The organism is Paenibacillus sp. MZ03-122A (genome assembly GCF_024213325.1).
GTDB lineage: Bacteria > Bacillota > Bacilli > Paenibacillales > Paenibacillaceae > Paenibacillus > Paenibacillus polymyxa_B.
Genome location: NZ_JANAVI010000008.1, coordinates 119,724 through 144,318, shown reverse-complemented (window position 1 = coordinate 144,318; position 24,595 = coordinate 119,724). Strand labels below are relative to the sequence as shown.

Annotated in this window: 18 protein-coding genes; all 18 read right to left on the bottom strand. The window is 46.6% G+C overall.

Annotated elements, in window-relative coordinates; genetic code table 11:
* Positions 1-129: 129 nt before the first annotated feature.
* On the bottom strand, positions 130-1,251 hold the full coding sequence (locus NLX74_RS17915; protein WP_254329521.1) for an NADH:flavin oxidoreductase: 1,122 nt from the start codon (positions 1,249-1,251) through the stop codon (positions 130-132).
* Positions 1,252-1,452: 201 nt separating this feature from the next.
* On the bottom strand, positions 1,453-1,788 hold the full coding sequence (gene cyoD, locus NLX74_RS17910; protein ID WP_013311980.1) for a cytochrome o ubiquinol oxidase subunit IV: 336 nt from the start codon (positions 1,786-1,788) through the stop codon (positions 1,453-1,455).
* On the bottom strand, positions 1,789-2,397 hold the full coding sequence (gene cyoC / locus NLX74_RS17905; RefSeq protein WP_023990327.1) for a cytochrome o ubiquinol oxidase subunit III: 609 nt from the start codon (positions 2,395-2,397) through the stop codon (positions 1,789-1,791).
* Positions 2,397-4,373: a cbb3-type cytochrome c oxidase subunit I gene (locus tag NLX74_RS17900; protein WP_235309930.1), complete on the bottom strand. Its 1,977-nt coding sequence runs from the start codon at positions 4,371-4,373 to the stop codon at positions 2,397-2,399. The genes cyoC and NLX74_RS17900 overlap by 1 nt, the downstream gene beginning before the upstream one ends.
* A 25-nt stretch (positions 4,374-4,398) precedes the next feature.
* Positions 4,399-5,382 (bottom strand): ubiquinol oxidase subunit II, encoded by a 984-nt coding sequence (cyoA, locus tag NLX74_RS17895; RefSeq protein WP_254329520.1) that lies wholly within the window; start codon positions 5,380-5,382, stop codon positions 4,399-4,401.
* A 346-nt stretch (positions 5,383-5,728) separates the two neighbouring features.
* Positions 5,729-5,977 (bottom strand): hypothetical protein, encoded by a 249-nt coding sequence (locus NLX74_RS17890; RefSeq protein ID WP_061828909.1) that lies wholly within the window; start codon positions 5,975-5,977, stop codon positions 5,729-5,731.
* A 223-nt stretch (positions 5,978-6,200) separates the two neighbouring features.
* Positions 6,201-7,547 carry a GH1 family beta-glucosidase gene (locus NLX74_RS17885; protein ID WP_254329519.1) on the bottom strand — a complete coding sequence of 449 codons (1,347 nt, stop codon included), beginning with the start codon at positions 7,545-7,547 and terminating at the stop codon, positions 6,201-6,203.
* Positions 7,544-10,021, bottom strand: coding sequence for a glycoside hydrolase family 95 protein (locus NLX74_RS17880; protein WP_235309928.1), 2,478 nt, complete (start codon positions 10,019-10,021; stop codon positions 7,544-7,546). The genes NLX74_RS17885 and NLX74_RS17880 overlap by 4 nt, the downstream gene beginning before the upstream one ends.
* 105 nt (positions 10,022-10,126) lie before the next feature.
* Entirely contained in the window at positions 10,127-11,821 is a 1,695-nt protein-coding gene (locus tag NLX74_RS17875) for an ABC transporter substrate-binding protein (protein ID WP_254329518.1), read from the bottom strand.
* A gap of 74 nt (positions 11,822-11,895) precedes the next feature.
* Positions 11,896-12,798, bottom strand: coding sequence for a carbohydrate ABC transporter permease (locus NLX74_RS17870; protein ID WP_023990333.1), 903 nt, complete (start codon positions 12,796-12,798; stop codon positions 11,896-11,898).
* A 15-nt stretch (positions 12,799-12,813) separates the two neighbouring features.
* Positions 12,814-13,827: an ABC transporter permease gene (locus NLX74_RS17865; RefSeq protein WP_254329517.1), complete on the bottom strand. Its 1,014-nt coding sequence runs from the start codon at positions 13,825-13,827 to the stop codon at positions 12,814-12,816.
* Positions 13,828-14,278: 451 nt separating this feature from the next.
* Positions 14,279-14,695, bottom strand: coding sequence for a cupredoxin domain-containing protein (locus NLX74_RS17860; protein WP_254329516.1), 417 nt, complete (start codon positions 14,693-14,695; stop codon positions 14,279-14,281).
* 104 nt (positions 14,696-14,799) lie between these two features.
* On the bottom strand, positions 14,800-16,566 hold the full coding sequence (gene cydC / locus NLX74_RS17855; protein ID WP_254329515.1) for a thiol reductant ABC exporter subunit CydC: 1,767 nt from the start codon (positions 16,564-16,566) through the stop codon (positions 14,800-14,802).
* On the bottom strand, positions 16,547-18,307 hold the full coding sequence (gene cydD / locus NLX74_RS17850) for a thiol reductant ABC exporter subunit CydD (protein ID WP_254329514.1): 1,761 nt from the start codon (positions 18,305-18,307) through the stop codon (positions 16,547-16,549). Before cydD ends, cydC begins: the two co-directional genes overlap by 20 nt.
* Complete coding sequence (gene cydB, locus NLX74_RS17845) at positions 18,307-19,320, bottom strand: cytochrome d ubiquinol oxidase subunit II (protein ID WP_254329513.1); 1,014 nt, start codon at positions 19,318-19,320, stop codon at positions 18,307-18,309. Before cydB ends, cydD begins: the two co-directional genes overlap by 1 nt.
* Entirely contained in the window at positions 19,307-20,713 is a 1,407-nt protein-coding gene (locus NLX74_RS17840) for a cytochrome ubiquinol oxidase subunit I (protein WP_254329512.1), read from the bottom strand. The genes cydB and NLX74_RS17840 overlap by 14 nt, the downstream gene beginning before the upstream one ends.
* Positions 20,714-21,118: 405 nt before the next feature.
* Complete coding sequence (locus NLX74_RS17835) at positions 21,119-22,777, bottom strand: response regulator transcription factor (protein WP_254329511.1); 1,659 nt, start codon at positions 22,775-22,777, stop codon at positions 21,119-21,121.
* Positions 22,770-24,560, bottom strand: a complete 1,791-nt coding sequence (locus NLX74_RS17830; protein WP_254329510.1) for a cache domain-containing sensor histidine kinase — start codon at positions 24,558-24,560, stop codon at positions 22,770-22,772. Before NLX74_RS17830 ends, NLX74_RS17835 begins: the two co-directional genes overlap by 8 nt.
* Positions 24,561-24,595 lie beyond the last annotated feature (35 nt).

The window sequence follows — 24,595 nt, the reverse complement described above, 5'->3', positions numbered from 1 at the left end:
GCTCCTATTATAGCAAATTCGTAGAGTTTACGAATAGCTTATATTACAGCTTGCCCTGTAACAGAAAACTTCCAAGTCACAATGCTTGCCTAACACTATAGCTTTACAATACTTAGAGCCTAATAAAGCTTAATTCAACGTTTTTAATACTTCATCACTGTAAGGAATAATTTCATCTATTTGTTGATCACGTAACTTCACCGCAAACGCTGGATCAACCAGCAAAGCACGCCCAACCGCAACCAGATCAGCTTCCTCTCGTTCTACTTGCCCCACGAGTTGTTCTAATCTTGTCTCTACATTACTGGATTGATCGGTTTGACGATTATTATTTTCAAAATCACTCAAAAAGGCCTTCTCTAAACCAATCGAGCCCACAGTAATCACTGGCTTGCCTGTTATCTTTTTGGTCCAAGCTGCCAAATTTAGATCAGACCCTTCAAATTCCGGTTCCCAAAAACGGCGGCTTGAGCAATGGAATACATCCACCCCGGCCTTCACTAATGGAGTGAGAAACTGTTCAAGTTCCTGTGGTGTTTGGGCCAGCTTTTCTTCATAATGGTACATCTTCCACTGGGAGAATCGCAATACAATTGGAAAATTCGGCCCTACTGCACGACGACAAGCCTCAATGACCTCCACCGCAAACCGAGTACGCTGGACCAAGTTGCCTCCGTATCGGTCGGTGCGCTTATTGGTTTTGTCCCAGAAAAATTGATCGATTAAATAGCCATGTGCTCCATGAAGCTCAATGCCGTCAAAACCCACTCGCTGGGCATCGGCAGCGGCCTGTGCATAAGCTGAAATAATATCCGCAATCTCAGCCTCCGTCAATGGCTCAACCACCTTTTCGCCGGCGGGAGAGATACCGGACGGACCGACAGGCAATGCCTCGGGATTCGGTTGATTATCTGCACCTATTTTACGGGCCGTACCCACATGCCAGAGCTGCGGTATAATCTTGCCACCTACCGCATGAACCTCCTCAACTACCTTGGCCCACCCCTTTAATCCCTCACCATAAAAATTAGGAATGCTTGTGTGCTCCACAGCTGCGGGATGATTAATAGCAGTTCCCTCTGTAATAATCAATCCTACTGCATTTTCGGCACGGCGACGATAATACGCGGCCACGTCAGGCCCTGGAATACCTTGAGGAGAAAAATTCCGTGTCATTGGCGCCATAACAATCCGATTGGGAAGAGATAAATTACCTAACTTAAAAGGTTTAAACAGTAATTCTGTGTTCATTACTTTTTCCTCCGCTCTCCACTAGTATTATCGTTTTCACTCTACTGTTATACAATTCCATTTTACACATATGTAAACTTGAGTTCAAGAAGCCACAGTTTTTATTTTAATATGCTACACAAAAAAAGAAGAAGCGGCTCTAAGTCCGCTTCTTCTTTCCTAATTCGTTTGTACTTGAGTGATTTTGAAAAATCCTACTTATTAGTGTGCTACCATGTTGTATTCCATAATCCATACAGAACCACCAACAACGGTCAACAGGATAACTACCCCGAAAATCAAAGTCATGACATTCCAGCGTGGTCCATTGCTCTCACGAATGTGCATGAAGAAGAAAAGCTGAACCAGAAATTGCAGCACTGCCGCGGCTAAAATAACAACCATGGTCGAAGTGCGGCTCAACATATGATTCATAACCACACCGAGAGGAATGATGGTCAGTACGATGGACAGAATAAACCCGATAACATAGGATTTCACTGAACCGTGAGAATCATCATGACCATGCGAACCCGCTCCTGTTTGATGCTGTGCCATCTACATCACCCCCATCAAATAGACGACTGTCAGCAAGAAGATCCAGACAGCGTCCAAAAAGTGCCAGTACAAGCTCAATGCCGAAACTTTCCCCTTCGTCTCTGGTGTAAGCCCGCGTTTTTTCAACTGGAACATGAGTCCAATCATCCAAACCAGACCTAACGAAACGTGAAGTCCGTGCGTTCCGACTAAAGTGAAGAATGCCGACAAGAACGCACTGGTTCCAAAATTGGCTCCTTCGTGTACCAACTCAACAAACTCGTAAACCTCAAAACCGATAAAACCAAGACCCAGGATCGCCGTCACGATTAACCAGTTGATTAATCCCTTCATGCTTCCTTTGTTCATGGCCAACACAGCCAGACCACTTGTGAAGCTGCTCGTGAGCAAGAGGAACGTTTCAATAATAACGCCCGTCATGTTAAACAGCTCTGCGCCACCCGGTCCTCCGGCTGTGTTGTTCCGAAGGACGACGAAGGTTGCGAACAAGGTACTGAACAGGATTACGTCCGTTACGAGGAAGATCCAAAAACCAAGCATCTTCAATTCTTGCGGATCGTGATGCCCGTGGTCATGATCATGGCTTTGGTGTGCTGCTGCTTGTGCCATTATACAGACCCCCTTATTGCCGCTTCCGTGCGTTTTACTTCATCCGCAGGGATATAGTAGTCGCCATCATAGGAGAAGAACGAACGGCAAATCATACAAATTGCCACACCGATCAGCCCTGGAATATAGAAGAACGACCATCCGAATACGAACCCGAAACCTGCAATGAAAAAGAATACCGACATAATGAATGGAATCGCCGAGTTCTTCGGCATATGAATCGCTTCAATTGGCGGTTGCTTTCTGAAAATACCTTTTGCACGTTGATCCTTTTCTGCCCACCAGTCATCACGTTCTTCTACTTGTGGAATGGTAGCAAAATTGTACTCCGGTGCAGGTGAAGGAATCGACCATTCCAACGTATGACCACCCCAAGGATCGCCTGTTGTATCCTTCAGCTTACGGTAATTCTTGATACCCAGAAGAATTTGAAGAACCTGGAACAAGAAACCAATCCCCATCAAGAATGCCCCAACGGTCGAAACGAGGTTAAGCGGCTGCCAGCCGGTATCCCAGCCGTAAGTGCTCAGACGACGCGTCATACCCATCAGACCGAGAGAATATTGCGGAATAAAACATACATAGAAACCGATGTTCCAGAACCAGAAAGCCCATTTACCAGGCGTTTCAGGCAATGTGAAACCGAACATTTTAGGCCACCAATAGTACAGACCTGCCAAGTAACCGAACACTACACCACCAATCAGAGCGGAGTGAAAGTGAGCGATCAGGAAGTAACTGTTATGGAACTGGAAGTCAGCAGGCGCTACAGACAACATGACGCCCGTCAAACCAGCAATCAAGAAGTTCGGAATAAAAGCAATTGACCACATCATAGGAGTCTTGAATGTAATCTTACCCCGATACATCGTGAACAGCCAGTTAAATACTTTAACCCCTGTCGGTATTGCGATAACCATCGTCGAAATCGCAAAGAATGCATTAACATCTGCGCCTGATCCCATCGTGAAGAAGTGATGCGCCCAGGTGAAGAAGGACAAGATCGCAATAATGAACATGGCGTAAACCATGGACTTGTATCCAAACAATTTCTTTTTGGAGAATACGCTGATAACCTCGGAATAAATACCGAAGGCAGGCAAAACTACAATGTATACCTCAGGGTGACCCCACATCCAAATCAAGTTGATATACATCATCGGGTTACCGCCGAAATCAAGCGTAAAGAAGTGTCCTCCTCCGAAGCGGTCAAGGAACAGCAATGCCAAAGTAACCGTCAGAATCGGGAATGCGAAAATGATAATAACACATGACGAAAATACGGACCACGTAAAGACAGGCATTTTCATCCAAGTCATACCAGGTGCACGCATTTTAATAATAGTAACAATAAAGTTGATACCCGTAGCCAATGAACCTATACCCGAAATCTGAATACCCCAGATATAGAAGTTCTGACCGACGCCAGGACTAAATTGCAGTTCTGAAAGCGGTGGATAACTCAACCAACCTGCGTCTGGCGAACCACCGATAACGAAGGACAGGTTAAACAACATCGCTCCCATAAAGAAAAGCCAGAAGCTCAATGCGTTCAGGAAAGGAAACGCAACGTCACGCGCACCAATTTGAAGGGGTACGGCGATATTAAACAAACCAAACATCAACGGCATCGCCATAAACAGGATCATGATCGTGCCATGAGTTGTGAAAATCTGGTTGTAATGCTCAGGATGCAGAAGTGTAACATCCGGTGTAGCCAGTTGAACACGCATCAATAATGCATCCACGCCTCCGCGGAATAACATCAAGATGGCCGCAAGAATATACATAATACCGACTTTTTTATGGTCAACAGTAGTCAACCAGTTTTTCCAAAGCCAGCCCCATTTTTTGAAATAAGTGAGCACAAACACGATCCCGATCGTTGCTAATGCGATGGAGACGTCCGCTCCATAGATCATTGGGTCTCCAGTAACGAAGAAAGTGGATGCAAACTCTTTTATTTTGTCAAGCATTGGGGGCCTCCTTCCCTATAATCATTTAATTGTGTCCGCTCATATTCATATGACTCATGTCCATTGCCGCATGATCTTCTGTGCCGGACTGAGAAGAATCTTCTGTGGATGTAGCTTCACCATGTCCAGCATGTGGGTTAGAAGCACCTTCCACTACATACTTGTTAACAATGTCTTTGAACAAGCCATCTGGAATCGAAGAATACTCATCAGGCTGGGACAAACCTGGTTTTGCAAGCGCCAAATAGCCGTCTTTCGTCAGCGGCTTAGACTGCTTTTTGATGTCAGCGACCCAGTTTTTATACTCTTCATCCGACTGGACTTCTACATCAAAACGCATTTGTCCAAAATGCTCACCGCTAAAGTTTGCACCCGAACCAAAGTAAGTTCCTTCGTGATCGGCCTGCAAATGCAGTTTCATAGCCATGCCTGACATGGTGTAGATTTGTCCGCCCAATTGCGGAATCCAGAATGAGTTCATCGGGGCGTCAGCAGTCAGTTCAAAACGGACTGGAACACCTTTAGGAATGTGAACTTGGTTAACTGTAGCTATACCTTCCTCTGGGTACATAAAGAGCCATTTCCAGTCCAGTGAAGTCACTTGAATGGTTACTGGCTTTTGCGTACTTGCCAACGGCTTGGAAGGCTCCAGCAAGTAGGTATATCTTGCAGTAATGACCGCAATAATACAGATAACGATAATTGGAATAGCCCACCATGTGGTCTCCAGCTTTTTACTGTCATCCCAGTGGGGTTGATACTTCACCTTGTTTGTCGGTGTATCACGATACCGCCAAATGATGAAGAAAGTCAAAATCATGACCGGTACAATTATTAGCGCAGACAATGCCGTTGTAAGAATGATCAGCTCTTTTTGTGCTTGCCCAACGGGTCCTTTCGGATCGAAAACAACGTATTTTCCGCCAGCATAAAAACACGTCCAAATGAGCAATGCTACCGTGAGCACGGTCAAAACCAACGCAATAATCGCTTTTGGTTTTTTGTTCATGTTGTTCCCCTCTCCTTAAATAATAAATTACTCAAAACTTTACGAACTCCTGTAATGTTGCCCCTATATAAGATAGCAGAAAAGTGGCCACTTTTTTTATTGTTAACAGAATTGTCGATTATTTGTCCGTTTTTTGTGAAAAACATCTCTAAAAATAAAATTTCTCTTGCAAATTCAAAATTTCTTTTTAATACAAAGATGACATAATAAAAACGTTATTTGTGTATCTTAAAGAAGTTATATTAAAGAAAAAAGCGGGACTCCTTACAGTTATCATCCTACACTGCTCGAAGCCCCACATTGTTGTTTTCGGCATATCTTTGCTTTAAATCATTTTTAAATTGTATTAACTGCGGCCGTTTTCCTGGTCTTCCTTCTTGCGTGCAATGACAAATGATTTCCCAACTAGAAAAATAAAAATCCCGGCAACAACGCAGCCAATGCCTGTCATTAAATATATATTCCGATCAGTTAAATTACCTATATCAAGCAAAATAAGGATAATACCTGCAATACAGGCGATCCAAGCGATAACAGATACCGTCCGGCTCATTTGCCCGTCAGTTGATCCTGATTTCCTAAAATTTGCAGCCATACCCTCCACTCCCTTCGGTCTAAAATAATTTTTAGCGCCCTCGTCCGGTATTTTTGTCAGTATGCACATATCTTGCTTCTTTATTCCCTTGGTCTCTACATACCTGAAACAACCCTCTGCATATCTTGACTATTATTACCCCGGAAGACCCAGTGTTCAAACAAAAGGGAGCAGAGACAGGCCTAAATCTGCCTTATTTTCAAAACATCTCTTCGTTTATCGTTTAACGTCTGGTCTCCAACCAGTTATTACTTACTACATTTCGATACCAATAGTAACTTTCCTTCGGGGTGCGGACCTGTGTGCGGAAATCAACATGAATCATGCCAAATCTCATATTATATCCCTCTGCCCACTCAAAATTGTCCATAAGTGACCATGCCATATATCCTTTGACATGAAGACCGTCATGAATAGCCCGGTGTACCTGCACCAAATGCTGCTGCATATACGAAATGCGACGGTCATCCTGAACCTTGCCATTCACGACATCATCGTTGATACAAGCCCCATTCTCTGTGATATAAATATCGAGGTTACCGTATTTTTGCAAATAATGCAGTACCTCGTACAGCCCACGCGACTCCACTGGCCAACCGATATCCGTTACAGGTAGCCCCATATTGATTTCTTCAGATTGAAGAAACCCGGCTTCAGGATTAAAACGATTAACTGACATAGCATAGTAATTGATACCGATCATATCAATAGGCTCGCCGATAATATCCATATCCCCATCCTGAATAGGCACGCTGGCTCCCTGCTCCGCAAACCAGTCTACCAAAAACTGAGGATACGAGCCTTGATAAATAGGTTGAAGAAACCAGTCACTGTGCAGGGAAATGGTGCGCGCACAAGCGGCTTTATCTTCCTCAGATGTGCTGTAAGGAACAGCCCAGGAGACATTGGGAGCGATACCGATCTGGCCACTGGTGCCCAGCTCGCGGAAACGGCGCACAGAAAGACCATGCGCAACTAGCAAATGATGTCCTACATCAATGGCTGTCTGAAGATTTGTCAGACCCGGGGCATGAACACCCAGCATATTGGATAAAAAGGCGATGCACCATGGTTCATTGAATGTTAGCCAATGGTGTATTTTACCGTGAAACTCGCGGAACATGGTTTCTGCAAACCGGACAAACGCTTGAATCGTGCGACGATTCTCCCATCCTCCAGCATCCTGAAGCGCTTGAGGCAGATCCCAATGGTACAGTGTACAAAACGGTTCAATCCCATTTTCGTTCAACAAATCGACTACGCGATGATAATAGTCCAATCCTTCTTGATTGACTTCACCGTCACCATTGGGAAATATACGCGGCCAGGACACTGAAAAACGGTATGTACGAATGCCCAGCTCCTTCATTAGGCGGATATCTTCCTCGTAGCGATGATAGCTGTCACAAGCTACATTGCCGTTATCACCGTTGAATACTTTGCCAGGCGTATGGGCAAAGGTATCCCAGATCGACAAACCTCTCCCATCCTCCTCATAAGCTCCCTCGATTTGATAAGCTGCCGTCGCGGTCCCCCACATAAAGTCCTGCGGAAATTGAAAAATGGTCATATTATCTCTTCCTCTCCTTCAATTATAATCGTATGTTGGTTCGTTATTTCCTGCTCTTTGGTAAAAATCCATGACAAAATAAATCCTCCATGCTCAGGATCAGGCAGAGCCTGACGAGCATCTGCGCTAAACGGATGTGAATAGCGAATTGTGCAGCTTCCCGTCTGGACAGACGCGGTCAATTCAGCACGGACGAGCCTGGAACCAGACCATTCCATGCCGACCGTCATCCCGCCACGCCCCTTCAATCCACTGACCCTTCCCTCCGACCATGCCGTTGGCAAGGCAGGCAGTAACGTCAGCTCTCCCGGACGGCTTTGTAGCAGCATTTCTGCAATCCCCGCTGTCGCACCAAAATTACCGTCGATCTGAAAAGGCGGGTGAGCATCGAATAAATTAGGATAGATCGATCGCGACAGCAACGTGCGAACATACCGATGTGCGGCGTCGCCATCTTCCAGCCGAGCGTACAGGTTAATCAACCAGGCACAGCTCCATCCGGTATGCCCACCACCGTGATCAAGCCGTCGACGCAGCGATATACGGGCTGCCTCAGCCAGCTCCGGGGTATCACGGATGTGAATTTGTCGACCGGGATATAACCCATATAGATGCGAAACATGTCGATGCCCAGGCTCCGCTTCCTCAAAATCGACAAACCATTCCTGTAACTGGCCGTGACGTCCGATTTGATAGGGCATTAACCGTGCCCGTGTCTCCTCACAGCGGTTGCGGAACTCATCGTCTAATTCCAACAGGTCCGCAGCTTGAATGCAGTTATCCAACAGCTCCCGAATCAGCGTCATATCCATGGTGGAGCCCATAGATATACTGCATTCCTCGCCATCCGGCGTTTTGAATTTATTTTCAGGTGATGTGGATGGGGATGTCACAAGCCGACCCTCCGGGCCTTCCACGAGCCAGTCCATGCAAAAGGCTGCCGCCCCCTTCATGAGGGGATAAGCTTGTTCTGCCAGATAGGCTGTATCCAGGGTAAACAGATAGCGCTCCCATAGGTGAGCAGTGAGCCATACACCCCCAAGCGGCCAAAACGCCCAACTGGCATGGCCCCCTGAAGGTCCGGCGTATCTCCACACATCTACATTGTGATGAGCTGCCCACCCTTGAGCACCATAATGGATGGAGGCTACCCTCCGTCCCGTACGAGCCACTTCTCCAATCATGTGCAGCAATGGTTCATGGCACTCGGCAAGATTGCATACCTCTGCGGGCCAATAGTTCATCTGCGTATTGATATTGGTTGTATAATTACTGTTCCACGGCGGCTGCACCCGGTCATTCCAGATGCCCTGAAGATTGGCGGGCTGACTCCCCGGACGCGAGCTGCCCATGAGCAAATAACGGCCATACTGAAATAACAGCACCTCCAGCCCCAGGTCGGCCTGGCCTTTCTGATAACGTTCTAATCGCAGATCGGTCGGTAGAACGGACTCGTCGGTTAGAGTATCACCTCCCAGTTCTAATGCAACGCGGTCAAACAGCTTTCGATGTTCCTGTTCATGGCGTTGCCGCACCTGCTCACTTCCCAGCGAAATTGCTCCGTCTAAAATGACTTGACATGCTTCTACTGATTCCGTTGCATCACTATTCGGCATAACGTGGAATCCCTGAAATCCGGTAGCTGCTGCTAAATACACCGTGATTTTATCGGCGCCCGAGATGATCAGTGCTCCATCAGCACCCTTCGTCAAGGTTCCTCCCTCAGGAATAACCCTCGCCTGAACTGCAAAAGCCATCCCCAAATCATTTTCATAAACGACAGACTGTGGATGATTGCCGTGATAATTAGATTCCACATGACTGGGCGCTCGCCCAGTCAACGTAATAAAGTCCCAGATCGGCTCATCGGATGGATCGCCATTATCGCTATCCCATTTGGATGAATCACCAAAATGTGCATCCTCTCCAACCTCGTCTTCACAAGGATGGGGGGAAGTGATGCGCACAGATGCATGGATCTTCCCAAGCTTATTCGCAGTCAGTGACACCATCATGATTCCATCTGGCGCACTAGCGATAACTTCACGAGTATAGCGGACTCCATCACTTTGAAAAGTGACCGCTGCCGTTCCGGTCAGCAAATCCAGTTCTCGCTCATAATGCACAATTTCCCCTAGGCCCTCCTGCGTAATCCACAAATCTCCCAAAGGCTGATAGGCTTCCGTATCGCGACCTAGCATATTCGCATTAATCAGTTGTTCCGCTTCCTTGTATTTTCCATCTGCAATCAGTTTTCTGACAGGCTGCAAATATCGCAAAGCATCATACTGAACGCCGTCTCTGGGAAACCCTGACCAGAGTGTATCCTCGTTTAATTGCAAATGCTCCTCTCTGATTCCGCCAAATACCATAGCTCCCAGTCTTCCATTGCCGACTGGCAATGCTTCCTCCCATACCTCAGCAGGTTGGCGATACCATAAACGCAGGGACTGTGGTCTTTTGCCTTTCGTCACATCAAGCCCTCCCCCATCAAGATGAAACAGAGCGCTAATCCCGTATGGACCATAAGGACAAGCGCTCTGTCTTCCGGCATTCAAAATTTCGTTAAAAGCAGTCAGCTATTTAGAAGCCTTACCGCTCCATAACTCCACTCTGTCCTTCACCAGTTGCGTGTATTGCTGTTCCATTTGGACAGCTCCGGCGGCATCCAGTTCTTTAATCATGTTGTCGTATACCGTATCAAAATTGGAAGCTGGTGCTAAAATAGCTTCGGGTATACGTTTGCGGATAATGTCTGTCGTTTTTTTGAATGTAACGTTATAGTTGGATTCATTGTCTGTTGTCAGGTTATAGGCTGCGCCCCAAGGCTTTACATCAAATTCTTTCTTGTCCGGGAACAGATCTTTCCACGTTTTTACGCCATACGCTTTAAGTGATTCTTTCTCCGGCTCCGAATAAGCTGCGACAATTTGCTCCGGGAATTTGGCAGTATAGTAGTTACCCGTTGGGTCCTTCACGCCGTCACCATAGTGTCCACTGATGAGCGTATACAAATCTATACCCGTGGATTTATTGAAGTTGGTTGCATTGTTCGTTTTTTGCTCCAGTACATCGGCAGGAATGACGCGTTTGCCGTCTTTGATCTCATAATGCTTGCCCTCGATCCCCCAGTTCACTAGCACTTGTCCTTCATCAGAAGCTAAATAATCAAGGAATTTAATAGCCCTCACCGGGTCCTTGCAATTTTCCGTAATCCCTACACCATAACCGGACGCGAAGCCCGTATCCTGAAAGGAGCTATCCTTGTATTTCTCCGAAAGTGTAACTGGAAAATGCGCGTAGCTGGAATCGGCCTTGCCTGAAGCTTTTAACGCATTTTCGGCATCCTGATACCCCCACTCCTGATCAATCAGACCGAGGACACGGCCGCTGGCAATTTTGGATTTGTATTGATCACTTTTTTGCACAAACGAATCTTTATCGAGCAGCCCTTCATTGTACATGTGGTTCAACCAACGGAAATATTCCTTTTCTTCAGGACGTTTGTAATGAAGCTTCGCTTCAAATGTTGTGGGATCAATAAAATATTCACCATCATCTGGCGCTCCAGTCGTCTGGAAGGCAGGATTCGTTACGGTAATCATAATTCTCCAGTCGTCTGCATCCAGCGTGAGTGGTATCGTTTTTTTGCCATTGATCGTTGGATGCTTGGCTGTATAGGTTTTGAGTACGTTTTCATAATCCTGTAGCGTTCTTACCTTTGGATAACCTAACTCCTTGAGCACCTTATGCTGAATTTCAAATCCGCCCGTCGCGTCAAAACTCTCCTGTCCCACACCTGCATACGTAGGAAGGACATAGATGGATTGATCTTTATTACTGTATTTCAAACGATCCATATAGGGTCCATATAGCTTTTTGAGGTTGGGTGCGTGATCGTTGATCAGATCTGTCAGATCAATCATGGCCCCCGCATCCACAAGCTTGTTAATATTCGCTTTAGGAGAAACCAAGTCCGGGTATTCTCCACTTGCTGCCATCAAAGCAATTCGGTCATCTCCACCTCCGCCGCTGACATCAAATTCCGCATTCAAGGTTACACCTGTTTTCTTGGTGATTTCCTTGCCTATTTCATCCTTCATTCCATTCCATTGCGGGCTTGTATCTGCTCCGAAGAAGCTAAATGTAATCGGGTCTGTGCCGCTGGACGCGCCTTCCTTCGCTGCTTTATCGCTTCCTCCACAACCTGCGAGTGCGGTAAGAGACACCGCGAGCAAGGGAATCAGTGCAAATCTGGACCAGTGTTTGTTCATGTATAAATCCTCCTATATTCCTATGATGACTTCTCCTGCAAATAACTTCTATTTCACTACCGGTATCCCGATTTTTATGATTTCACTGCCCCCAGCGTCATACCGCCTACAAAATATTTTTGCAAGAACGGATACACCATCAGGATGGGGAGCGTAACCGTAATCGTGATTGCCATTTTAATCGACTCTGGTGAAATTTGAGCCATTTGCTTAGCCATATCGTTACTATTCGTCATACTGGAGCCGCCTTGCTGCGTACTTTGCAGTATCTTCATCAGCTCATACTGTAGCGTCGTCCATTGCGGCGCCCCACCATTATACAAATACGTATCAAACCAAGCATTCCACTGACCTACTGCCAGAAAAAGAGCAATCGTTGCCAATACTGGTTTGCACAGTGGCAAAATAATTCTCCAGTAAATCGTAAAATCATTCGCCCCATCGAGTTTGGCTGACTCCTGTAGCGCATACGGCAAACCGTCCATAAAGGAACGAATAACAAACACGTTAAATGCGCTAATTAAGCCTGGAAAAATGTACACCCAAAACGAACCCAGCAGATGCAGATCACGCATCAAAATAAACACGGGCACCATCCCGCCGGAAAAATACATCGTCAACGCCAAAAACGTAGAAATAAACTTACGAGCGCGAAACTCGACCCGACTCAATGTAAAAGCAAGCATAGACGCGCAGATCAATCCGAGTACCGTCCCAACCAAAGTACGAAGAATAGATATTTGCAGTCCCTGAAGAAGGCCATCATACTGGAAAATCGTTTTGTAATTTTCGAGCGTAAATTGGCGGGGCCATATATAAATACCACCGCGAACCGTGTCCGTTGAATTGTTCAGGGAAATCGCAAGTACGTTCAGAAATGGGTACAGCGTCAACACCACGATCAGAGCCATGAGGATATAGTTGAACAGATCAAACAGCTTCTCAGATCGGGTAGCATTAAATGCCTTATTCGTCATTTCGCCTCTCCCTCCCTACATAATGCTTTCTTTAGTTAGTTTTTTGAATATACCGTTCGCCGTAAACAACAGCAGAATGCTAACCAGCGAGTTGAAAATACCAATTGCCGTCCCATAAGAGAAGCGACCCAAATTAATCCCGTAATTGAGCGCGTACAGATCCAGCACCTCGGAATAATCCGTCACGAGACTATTGCCAAGCAAGAACTGCTTTTCAAAACCGTTGCTCACCAGATGTCCAATCGCCATAATGAACAGAACGGCAATCGTCGAGCGGATACCCGGCAGTGTAATATGCCACATCTGTCTCCAGCGGCTCGCTCCATCCACACGCGACGCTTCATACTGTTCTTGATCAATTCCGGTGATTGCAGCTAAATAAATAATCGTATTCCAGCCCGTCTCTTTCCAAATGTCGGAAGCGGTTACAATGTACCAGAACCAGCTCCCCTTTGCCATGAACTGAATCGGTTCATCCACAATATGAAGCGCTACCAATATATCGTTGACAATGCCTCCGTCAATGGACAGCATCTTGGTGACCAAACCGGCTACAACTACCCAGGATACAAAATGCGGAAGGTAGGATATTGTCTGCACAAACCGTTTGAACAGCATACCACGCAGCTCATTTAACAGAATTGCAAAGAAGATCGGTACGACAAAACCAAATATAATCCCCATCAGGCTCATCGCTAGCGTATTGCGTAATACCAGATAAAATCGTTCATCCTGAAATAGCTCAATAAAGTTATTCAGCCCTACCCATTTCTGGTCCGAAAAAGATTTAGCTGGCTTATAATTTTGAAACGCCATCGTCCAGCCCCAGAGCGGAAGATAGCTGAAAACAAACACCCATATGACGAAAGGAATAGACATAAAATAAAGATACTTTTGCTGCTTCACACTGTCCCACAAGCCTTTTCTACCAAGTTCAGGCTTTGGGCCGCGAGCCTTGCGCGGTCTTCCCCGGTTGGATTCAGGAATCACAGCTCCATTACTGGAAGCGGTTTCAGTTGAAGATCCCATAACAAGCTCCTCCTCATCTCTAGATACTATTATCATACTTTGCTGGCTTGAAAGCGGGTACCCGACGAATTAGGAGAAAAATCAGTTCAAAATTAGATATATGGGATGAAAAAAATTACATTCGTACCACTACGCATGCGGATGGTGCTTCCCTCGCTGTTGTCCCCGGATTTCTTGAATAAGCAACCAAAGGTAGAAATCCGGGGACAAAGGCGACCGCTTCGCTTGTCCAGCACCATTCCGCCTGCTCCGTTCTCATGTAAATTTTCTGAGAGAAGTCTTGTAAAAAACAAAAGATCAGCAATGTAAGCTGATCAGAGGTAAAGGATAAAGGATAATGCATATTGCACCACAGGTGGATGATGGTATATACAGACTGTCGCAATTAACCTAATTGATTAAAGGAAAAAAATAGCTTTCTAGCATCAATGTGCTAGAAAGCTATTTTGATTTATTTTACTGTGATCGTCCCAAAGTACATGTACATGCCACAATTATACTCATATACCCCCGGCTTCAAGTCCTTGACGGTAAAATAATTATTTTCGTGATCCAGATAAACGTCCATTCCGATCTTCAACGACTGCACTTCATCAATGCAAGTAAAGGATGTCATTTTCTTGAAATTGATTTTGGTTGGAACGCCAGCTTTCACTTCAATATTTTTAGGATAGAAACCGTCCCCTTTTACACCCACTGTAACAATCTCATACTTGGTCTTGTCTGGCTCTTCCTGAGCTTGTTTAGGTTGACTGGCCGGAAACGACGACACGCTCCCCTGAAAATAAAACAAGACAAACCCGCCCATGCTCAGGGCTACAAAACCAATCAGCATCAAATGCCAATGCTTAGAGATAAGTGCTTTCATTCATATCAGCCCCTCCAGTTGAGTGTCTACAGTTGAGTGTCTACATGTGACGCATCAACTCTAACCAGTATATAAAAGTTAATCAAAATTTTAAATACCTCGTTTCACAGGCTCGGATGATCCAGTTCATACAGGCTACGGTATCGGGACTGCTCCTGCCACAGCTGTTCATGGCTTCCTCGCATGGAAATGACCCCTTTTTCCATAAAGATCACCTCGTCCATATGCTCCATTCCTGTGAGATGATGCGTGATCCAGATGAGCGTTTTACCCTCCAGCACACGAAACATCGTCTGCATGAGCTCATGCTCTGTCAGCGGGTCAAGCCCCACTGTCGGCTCATCCAGTAAAACAATCGGGTGATTTTGCAGCAAAATCCGCGCCAGTGCAATTCGCTGTTTTTCTCCACCGGAAAAACGAAGACCCGTCTCCTGCATTCGGGTATCGTAGCCCTCCGGCAAAGAATCGATTAGAGTTCCAAGCCCTACCTGCTCTGTTACTGCACGAACCTCATCCAGCGTAGCATCGGGACGTCCCAGCCGAATATTGTTCGCTAGCGTTGTATCGAATAAATATGGCTGCTGGTTTAGCACTGCAAATAGACTGGAGTATGCTCCACCTGTGTATACGGGAATCCCTGCGACAGTGACGCTACCTTCATCAGGCTGCAATGCTCCCTGAATCAGGTTCAGCAGCGTGGACTTGCCCGCACCACTGCGACCAAGTAATGCAACCTTGCCCCCCTGCGGTACGTGCAAAGAGATATCACGCACGCTCCATTCCTGCGTTGCCGCATAGCGGTAGCTTACCTTGTTCAGCAGCAGGTCCCCTCCGTGACCCAATCGCAGAGCGGTGGCTTGTTCCTCTAGAGTGCCTGCTGTTTCACCTGCTCCAGGTGTAGGTGTGTCCTTCTCCGAATCCTTTAACCGTCGAAGTGAATCCTGATACTCCGGCGCATGAACCACTGCTTCTCCAGCGCGAACGAAGGCATCCAGCAATGGGAAAGCCACAAGGGCAAAGGATGCCAGCCATGTGGCTTCTATACGATTCTGTGCTACCAGTCCTCCGGCCCACACAGTCATAATCACAACCCCGCCACCTACAACGCATTGTGCGATCCAATGAGAACGCCACTCGCTCCGGCGAAGTGAGTTTTCCATTACGGCAGCCCTATTGTGCCGTTGTGTAAAGGTACTCAGGAAATGCCCAGTCCGTCCGCTCAGCACCAGATCACTCATGCCGAACAGAGCATCCGTCAGCTCCTGATAGGCTTTACTCCGTTCCTGCTTGAACATTCGCCGTTTGGCGAGTGAGGTCCATAGTGAGATGGCTGGGGCAATAAAAAGCAAAAATCCGCCATATAGCGCCATGAGCAAGGCAAAGGTTCCGTCCATCCGTCCGAGCGCCCAGATGCCTGCTGCATAAATCAGCAAAGCCGATAGCGCAGGCAGAACTAGCTTCAGATAGATGTTTTGAAGCTGCTCAATATCCTCTGCCAGCAATCCCAATAGATCCCCTGTACGGAATTTGCTGCGAATCATCAGCGCCTGCGGTTCCACTGCCCGATATAAGCGCACCCGCATACGGGACACAAGGCGTAGTGCGGCATCATGTCCTACCAAGCGCTCCAGGTACTGAATAACCGCTTTACTAAAGCCAAATGTTCGCACAAGCACAATGGGAACGTACACCATTAATATATTTTCCGGTTTTAAGGCCGAACGGGTAATCAGATGACCGGACGTAAAGAGCAACGCGCCCGCACATCCAATGGCCAGTGCGCCCAAAAGAGCAGCTACCAGAAAGGCCCAAAAATATTGTCTCAGATACGTTACAAACCAGCCTTGTCTGCTATTGTCCGTTACTCTCATATCGTCCGTTCCCTCCTTCCGACATCCCCGTCAGCAATCGGTAATACGCCCCCTCACGGGCAATCAATTGCTGATGGGAACCTACTTCTTCTAGCCGACCTTGATCCATCATCCAGACACAATCCATATCCGGCATCCAATGAAGCCGATGGGTAGCAAGAAACATTCTCTTATGTTTCAAAACCGATAAAATCGTCTGTTTTAGCTCCCACTCTGTCTCAATATCCAGATGCGCCGTAGGCTCATCCAATAAAATGACTGGACGATTACTGAGCAATGCCCGCGCCAATGCAATCCGCTGCGCCTGTCCTCCGCTCAACGTCCTCCCCGCTTCACCAATGAGCTCATTCATTCCACCCGGAAGACCGTCTACCAGTTCACGCAGTCCAACCGCGTCAATCGCCCACTCTACCTGCTGGTTGGATGCCTCCGGTTCATAAAATCGGATATTATCTGCCAGAGAAGCGCTAAACAGGTATGGATGCTGTGGAATATAGGCAATATGCCGTTGCCACTCAGCTTTGGCATCCCCAGCCAATCCACATCCATTCAGGAGCAGCTCGCCCGAAGTGGGATCAGCAAAGCCTCCAAGCAGACTAAGCAGCGTCGTTTTACCTGCACCGCTAGCTCCAACGATGCCAATCATGTTCATGTGTGGTTCAACATGTGCAGACACATGTTCAAGCCGAGCCGAACCGTCTTCATTAAGGAGGCACACATCAGACAGTTCGAGGATGTCCTGTCCCGTGATGTCCAATCCTTTATCGTTAGCTGCCTGTTTATTTGGCTTAGTCGCATCATCTTCTGTACTGAGAATGGAGCGTATTGCTCCCCAAGCCTCCTTGCCATCCAGTGAAGCATGATAGTCTGATCCCAACTGGCGTATGGGCATAAAATATTCTGGTGCCAGAATAAGCACCGCCAGTGCTGCCTCCAAACCCACCGAGCCACTAATCAGGCGCAGACCCAAGCCTACCGCGACAAAAGCGACCGATAGCATACTAAAAAAATCAAGGGCAAATGAGGAAAGAAACGCTACCCGCAGCGTGCGCATCGTTGCCGTGCGGTATTGGTCGCTGACCTTCCCAACCGTTTCCCCATGCTCTTGGCTACGACCCAAAAATCTTAGTGTCTGAAGTCCACGCAGCGAATCCGTGAAATGATGAGATAACAGACGATAGGAACGCCACTGCTTGTCTGCCTGCTTCCGAGCCGCCAAGCCGAGCAAAATAAAGAAGCCTACCAGAATTGGCATCGTAGTCGTCAATATCACACCTGAAATGACATCCAATGTGAAAACATACACAAGCACAAGTATAGTTACAGCCATCATGTCAATCATACGAGGAATGGACAGTTCCAAATACGTGCGAAAACGATCCATGCCGTCCAGCGCTAGCGTCACCAACTTGCCGCTGCCTTCCTGCGCTGCAAAACCCGGCCCCCGTTCGAACAAACGTGCAAGCAGACGCTCCCGTAAGGAAGCGCCTGAAGCTTCGGCAAAACGGCCAGCTGTCCGGCGTTGCAGCCAGATCGCCGTATGCCTCATTGCAAAAGCAGCGAAAAACAACGCCAGCGACGGCCAAGCCATGACCAGCGGATTTTGTTCAAATAAAATCGTAACAGCCTTTGCCAAGAAGACTGCTTGTGCAATCACTGCGGCCCCCTGGAGCAGGGAAAGGGCTGCCAGTAGCAGCATCACTGGCCGAATGCCCTTTAATTCAAACCATGCCTTATCCATTAGTATTCCAAATGATCCTTCTCACTGAGACGCTTATGGAAAACAAAATAGCTCCATGCCTGATAAGCCAGCACAAAGGGTAAAAGCGTTGCTGCAACAATCGTCATGGCTTTCAGTGTGTAATGACTGGAGCTTGCATTATAAATCGTTAAATCAAAAGCACTGTTAATCGAGCTCACCATAAATCTTGGGAACAAACCGACGAATAACGAAACGAAGGTCAGCAAAATCACTGCACCTGTCATCCCGAAGGCCCATCCTTCGCGGCGCTGCTTCAGGAAGTACCCTGTCAGCACATAGGCGACAATTCCAACCGCAACCGCAGCATACATAAAGGGACCGCGACGTGCAAATAAATCCGTTGCAAAATAAGTCCATACCACCATGCCCGCGAGTAAAATGCCCAATACCGGAAGAAACTTGGACGCGATCACACGCGCGCGATCCCGTACTTCTCCAATCGTCCGCAGGGAAATAAACGTCAGTCCGTGCATTAGACACATTCCGACCACTGTCAGTCCAATCCATACGGTGTATCCATTGAACACATCGGAAAATCCAGCTTTCAAATCCATGTTTTGCTGAATAGGTACACCTTTCACCAAAGCCGCAAAAGCCATACCGAACAGCATCGGCGGTAGAAAGCTACCAATCAGAATGCAGGTATCCCACGTTCCTGTCCACCATTTCCCTTCAGCCTTGCCCCGGAACTCAAAAGAAACTCCACGCAAGATCAAACCTAGCAAAATAAAGACAAATACCAGATAATATCCGCTGAACATGGTTGCATAAAAATGCGGGAAAGCGGCAAACATCGCACCTGCTGCTGTAATCAGCCACACTTCGTTGGCATCCCAGAACGGACCAATCGTATTGATCATCAAACGTTTTTGTTGGTCATTACGCGGCACCAATCCTGTGGCCATTCCTACGCCAAAATCAAAACCTTCCAGAAAAAAGAAGCCAGTAAACAGCACAGCAATCAATAGGAACCATAAATCATTTAGCGACAATGGTGTCACCCCCTTGAGCAAATGGATCATGAATTACCGTTTGTTGATGCGGCTCAATATCTGGACCTTTGCGAGCCGTACGGTAAAACAGAAACGCCAGCACACCTGTTAAAATTAAATACAATGTGGTAAATGAGATGAACGAGAACAACACTTCTCCAGCCACAACAGTAGGCGAAACAGAATCTTTCGTTTGAAGTAAACCAAATACAGTCCACGGTTGGCGACCTATTTCAGTCATGATCCAACCTGAAGTATTCCCAATGAATGGAAGGGATATCCCCCATATGATAAGACGGAAGAACCAGCGATGTGAACCTTCCAACTTTTTACGGAACGTCAGGTAAGCTCCGTATAAAGCGAGTGCAATCATGCCACATCCCGCCGCAATCATAATGCGGAAGCTCCAGAACGTGGTTCTTACTGGCGGGATATAATCTCCCGGACCATAGGTTTTCTCATATTCTGCCTGAAGCTCATTCATACCAGGCACAGAACCGGTAAATTTACTATAGGATAGAAAACTCAAAGCAAAAGGAACTTTAATCTCAAAGGTATTTTCCTTTTTTCCAGGATCAATCCATGCGATAACTGTCCAAGGAGCGGGGTCACCGCTGTTCTCCCATAAGCCCTCACTGGCAGCCATCTTCATCGGTTGTGTTTTCACTAAATATTGAGCCTGACCATGACCAAACAAAGGAATAGCTATGGCGCTGATTAAGGCAACAATAATGCTCAATTTGAAAGAAGGTTTAAAAAAGTCCATATTCTTTTTTTGCATCAGCTTCCATGCACTGATACCCGCGATCAGAAATGCTCCTGTCGCAAAAGCAGCAAACAGCGTATGCGGAAATTCCCATAGCAGTTGTTCGTTCGTTAGCAGAGCGGCAAAATCTTTCATTTCTGCACGTCCATTTTGAATCTCATATCCTACGGGACGCTGCATGAATGAATTAGCTGCTAGAATCCACAATGCCGATAACATCGTACCGATAGATACCAACCACATACAGATTAAATGGACCGTTTTGGACAATCTTTCCCAACCGAATACCCATAATCCGATAAACGTCGATTCCAGGAAAAATGCAAGCAATGCTTCAATCGCCAGCGGCGTACCGAATACATCACCGACAAAACGGGAAAAGTCCGACCAGTTCATCCCGAACTGGAATTCTTGCAAAATCCCGGTGACTACGCCCAGTGCAAAGTTAATCAGCAGAAACGTTCCCCAGAATTGAGCCATTTTTTTGTACAAGTCATTTTCCTTGATAACATACATAGTCTCCATAATTGCCACCAATAACGACAATCCAATAGAGATCGGCACATAAACAAAGTGAAGAATCGTTGTGGTTGCAAACTGCAACCGTGCCAAATCCAATACGTCCATGATGCTGCTCCTCCCCCTGCACTTCTCTTAACAATGATTTATAGTGTCTTTAATCTGAAGTCTTCTACATTTGTGATAGTATTCACATTCTTACATATGCAGCGGTCACTTTTTAGATAATGACTCACCAACTACCTTCACCATGGTTGTCATGATCCGGCTTCAGATTTATCCCCATTATATAGAATAAATTTAAATGAAATAGAATCGAAAATGTGAACATCGTGTCAAAGCTGTGTCATAATGGTGGCGATTTGATGAAAACGCCCTAAACTACATAATAAATGTGACATTTTCGATTGATCTATCCATTTTTTCACCATAAAAAAAGAGCCTCTCTTCGTTCGAAGGTTATACCTCCGACATCTGCAAGAGAGACTTCATACCGTTAAACCTAGGAATCTATCAACAGCCATCTGTTCCTCCGTTCTTTTGAACCCGATTACGGTAGGAGGAAGGTGACATTCCAGCATACTTTTTAAATTTACTATGAAAATAATCTGCATTCGCATATCCCACGCGTTCCGCCACCTGGTGTACCTTAATTCCTTGTGCAAGCAATTCCCTTGCTCGCTCAATCCTCACCTTATCCAGGTAGGCATTAAAGGCCTCGCCAGTATGACTTTTGAACAGTTTGCCCAAATAGCCACTATTGTAATTGAACATATCTGCCAGTAACTCCAGTCGCAAATTTTCATCATAATGACTATGTATAAAGTCAATCATTTGTTTCATGATGATGCCCTTGCCACCAGATTCAATCTGGCCAATCCATTGCAACACATGCTCCAGCGAGTGATCCACCAGCTCGCCCAATGTGGAATAAGCATATACATCGGTTATAAAGCTGGAGTGCTCCTCCAGCACGGTTCTGCTGTGATCCTGTCCGGCTGCATACTTGTTCAACGCCAGTGTGAATGTTTGGGCGAACGCCGCCTTGATTGCAGATTCTGTGCAATAAATCCGTGGAAATTGGTCTTCCATTTCCTTAATGACACGGGTTGCAGCTTCACTATTAGCCATATCTAGCGCATAGTACAGCTTTTCTGCATAACGTAGGGGATCATTTGTAGCACGATCAGACGCTCCACTCATTTCAGTCTCAACTGTCTCCGATTCGTATAGGTCTCCGGAAAGCATGACTCTTTCTGCCCGGAACAAAAACGTACGTTCTAACAATCGTAGTGCCTGCTCAAAAGATCTGGGAATGTCGTTAAGAATGGATACAGGATCACCGGCAGCCACATAAATTTCCGTTGCCCACGGCTTTAGCTCCTGTCGCCAAGTAGCCAGTAACTGAACAGCATCTTTCTCCGTTTTTAACGTGGCGGGAAGCAAAAGACCCATATATATTCCAGCCTCAAACACGATACCTCTGCCCTGCTCATGACACAATTCCGTTAGCCGCTGCTTTGCTGCCGACTGCCGAGCTTGTCGATCCCAGTCAGGAATACGTAAATCCAGCAGAATAACCTGATAGCTACTCCAGTCCAAGGCTGGTAACGCGGGCTGTTGTCCATGTTTTCCGTTACCGCTTTGATGTTCAGCTTGCTCGGATGCTTTGTGCAGAGAATCGCTGCCTTCTACGGCCTTACGAGCATGCTCTCGATGAACCGGAAACAATAATGCTTCGATCCAATTACGCTCATGGGAAGGCGTACTTCCCCATTTGCCGTCTTCTTTCTCGTCCTCAATGTTTTGCCATACCCGTTTCAACTCTGTCGTCATTTCTTCCTCATCAACTGGCTTCAGTAGATAGCCATCTACCCCGAAGCCCAAGGCTTGCCGTGCATAATCAAAGTCTGCATATCCGCTTAATATGAGAAAATGAAACGGCTCTCCGTTCTTTTCACGTATGCTTCGTATGACCTCCAGTCCACTCATCCCGGGCATACGAATATCTACAATGACCAGCTCCGGCCGATGCTCTCCGAACTTATCCAGAGCCTCGCGTCCGTTCCCTGCCGTATCGACAATACGGAAGCCACAATTCCCCCAGTCAATAATAGAGGACAATCCTTCACGAATCGCAGGCTCATCATCTACAATCATTGCTTTATACATTTGACTCTTCCTCCCTTGGTATGGAAAAGTATACGGTTGTTCCTACTTGTAATGCGCTTTCAATATGCAGTCCATAACGTTCGCCGTACATCAATGTCAGACGTTGGTGTACATTACGCAGGCCAATACTGCTCCCTTCCGGCTCATCCGCCCCCCTGATCCGATCTAGCAGACGGGTCAGTTGCCCAGCTTCCATGCCGATCCCGTCATCTTCTACTTTAATTTTCAACTCTCTTTGTTCTATTGTAATATCTACCTTCACGGTAACTGGCTCTTCCTTATTTTCCAGGCCATGAATGACTGCATTTTCCACCAGCGGTTGTATGATTAAGGGAGGAATCGACATGTCCGTCGCGCTTTCTTCCAAATTCACTTCATAGATCAAACGATTTCCAAATCTGAACTGCTGAATTTGCAAATAGGATCGCACCATATCCAGCTCCTGTAGTACCGTCGTTTTACCACTACCAATCTCCAGATTCCGGCGCATCAGCCTGCCAAGCAAACGCACCGTCGTTGCAATTTCCGCTTCCCCATTCAGATGTGCTTTCATTCGAATGGACTCTAACGCATTAAACAGAAAGTGCGGATTAATTTGGCTGGCCATCATTTTTAGCTTGATATCCTTTTGTGCCAATTCCAGCCTGTTGTTGTGCTCACTCGTCTCATAGACCTGCGCCATGAGTTGGCGAATACTACTCACCATATAGTTGAAACGGCGGGATAAATCCCCGATCTCATCCTTTCCCTCCACACTCGATACCACATGAAAATCGCCCGCGGCTACCTTACCCAGCTCATAGCTCAACCGCTGTAGTCGTTTGGTAATCAGCCAGGAAATGATGGTGATCAGAATCAGTGCCATAACCAGCACTGCAAGAACACATAAAGCACCAATCAGGCTGATTCGGTTGGCTCCCTGTACAATATGCTCCGTCGAAAACACTGAAATAATCGTAAATCCGCTCACACTGGAGGCGGGCAGCAGCTCATCCACGATGATGTTGGAGGGCACTCCATTGATTTTCGCTTCATATATCCCCTTACCCGCACGCTGGACGTCAAAGCCCAAATGTAAATCGCTCAACGTTTGGCCCACCGACTGTGGATGAGTAGCTGCGACCACAATCCCGTTACGATCCGTAATCAATGTTTCAAAAGGCTCCTTGCTCAGCATATGATTCAACTCGGTCTGGCTCAGCGATATCATCAGAACTCCCTTGGTATTGTATTCGGGAAATGGAATTTGCCGTACCAGGCTCAGGCGATTAACCGGGTTATCTTCCTTATCCTGAATGTAAAACCAGTTAATCGCCGTCCCCTTCAAAGCCGTCTGGAACCACTGCTGCCGCTCAATGTTAGAGTCCACTGGAATAAACTCCAGATTATTGACAAGCGTCGGATTGTACGAATAGAACCGGATGGTAGCAACTTCTCTATATTGCTGAGTATACTCATTAAAATCCTTGTATTGATGATACGCATTCATCAGCTCTACCATACCCGGATACCGTCGGTTCGCCATCTCCCTCAGCCTTTTATCGAACATGAGCCCATTTGAAATATCCGTTGGCACACGCAGTAAATTTGCCGTTTGGCTCTTGATCTTTTCCACATTGTTTACCGTCTGGGCAATTGCACTATTCAATGCCTGCTCTCGCAAATAAAAAGTAACGCAACCGCCCACCACCAGCACCGGGATCATGACAATCAGTACGTAGGAGAACAGCAGCTTATTCCGCATACGCATATTATTCATCAAAAGCCGTACTCCACGATTCATGCCATCCCTCCCAAAAGATAAGCGCTTACATTTTT

What these genes read in the sequence shown, in the direction of transcription:
- cyoA (WP_254329520.1), bottom strand. Translation starts at nt 5,382, where the DNA reads ATGAACAAAAAACCAAAAGCGATTATTGCGTTGGTTTTGACCGTGCTC.
- NLX74_RS17830 (WP_254329510.1), bottom strand. Translation starts at nt 24,560, where the DNA reads ATGAATCGTGGAGTACGGCTTTTGATGAATAATATGCGTATGCGGAAT.
- NLX74_RS17840 (WP_254329512.1), bottom strand. Translation starts at nt 20,713, where the DNA reads ATGGACGTATTGGATTTGGCACGGTTGCAGTTTGCAACCACAACGATT.
- NLX74_RS17865 (WP_254329517.1), bottom strand. Translation starts at nt 13,827, where the DNA reads ATGGGATCTTCAACTGAAACCGCTTCCAGTAATGGAGCTGTGATTCCT.
- NLX74_RS17860 (WP_254329516.1), bottom strand. Translation starts at nt 14,695, where the DNA reads ATGAAAGCACTTATCTCTAAGCATTGGCATTTGATGCTGATTGGTTTT.
- NLX74_RS17835 (WP_254329511.1), bottom strand. Translation starts at nt 22,777, where the DNA reads ATGTATAAAGCAATGATTGTAGATGATGAGCCTGCGATTCGTGAAGGA.
- cydC (WP_254329515.1), bottom strand. Translation starts at nt 16,566, where the DNA reads ATGAGAGTAACGGACAATAGCAGACAAGGCTGGTTTGTAACGTATCTG.
- NLX74_RS17875 (WP_254329518.1), bottom strand. Translation starts at nt 11,821, where the DNA reads ATGAACAAACACTGGTCCAGATTTGCACTGATTCCCTTGCTCGCGGTG.
- cydD (WP_254329514.1), bottom strand. Translation starts at nt 18,307, where the DNA reads ATGGATAAGGCATGGTTTGAATTAAAGGGCATTCGGCCAGTGATGCTG.
- NLX74_RS17885 (WP_254329519.1), bottom strand. Translation starts at nt 7,547, where the DNA reads ATGACCATTTTTCAATTTCCGCAGGACTTTATGTGGGGGACCGCGACG.
- cyoD (WP_013311980.1), bottom strand. Translation starts at nt 1,788, where the DNA reads ATGGCACAGCATCAAACAGGAGCGGGTTCGCATGGTCATGATGATTCT.
- NLX74_RS17870 (WP_023990333.1), bottom strand. Translation starts at nt 12,798, where the DNA reads ATGACGAATAAGGCATTTAATGCTACCCGATCTGAGAAGCTGTTTGAT.
- NLX74_RS17915 (WP_254329521.1), bottom strand. Translation starts at nt 1,251, where the DNA reads ATGAACACAGAATTACTGTTTAAACCTTTTAAGTTAGGTAATTTATCT.
- NLX74_RS17890 (WP_061828909.1), bottom strand. Translation starts at nt 5,977, where the DNA reads ATGGCTGCAAATTTTAGGAAATCAGGATCAACTGACGGGCAAATGAGC.
- cyoC (WP_023990327.1), bottom strand. Translation starts at nt 2,397, where the DNA reads ATGGCACAAGCAGCAGCACACCAAAGCCATGATCATGACCACGGGCAT.
- NLX74_RS17900 (WP_235309930.1), bottom strand. Translation starts at nt 4,373, where the DNA reads ATGCTTGACAAAATAAAAGAGTTTGCATCCACTTTCTTCGTTACTGGA.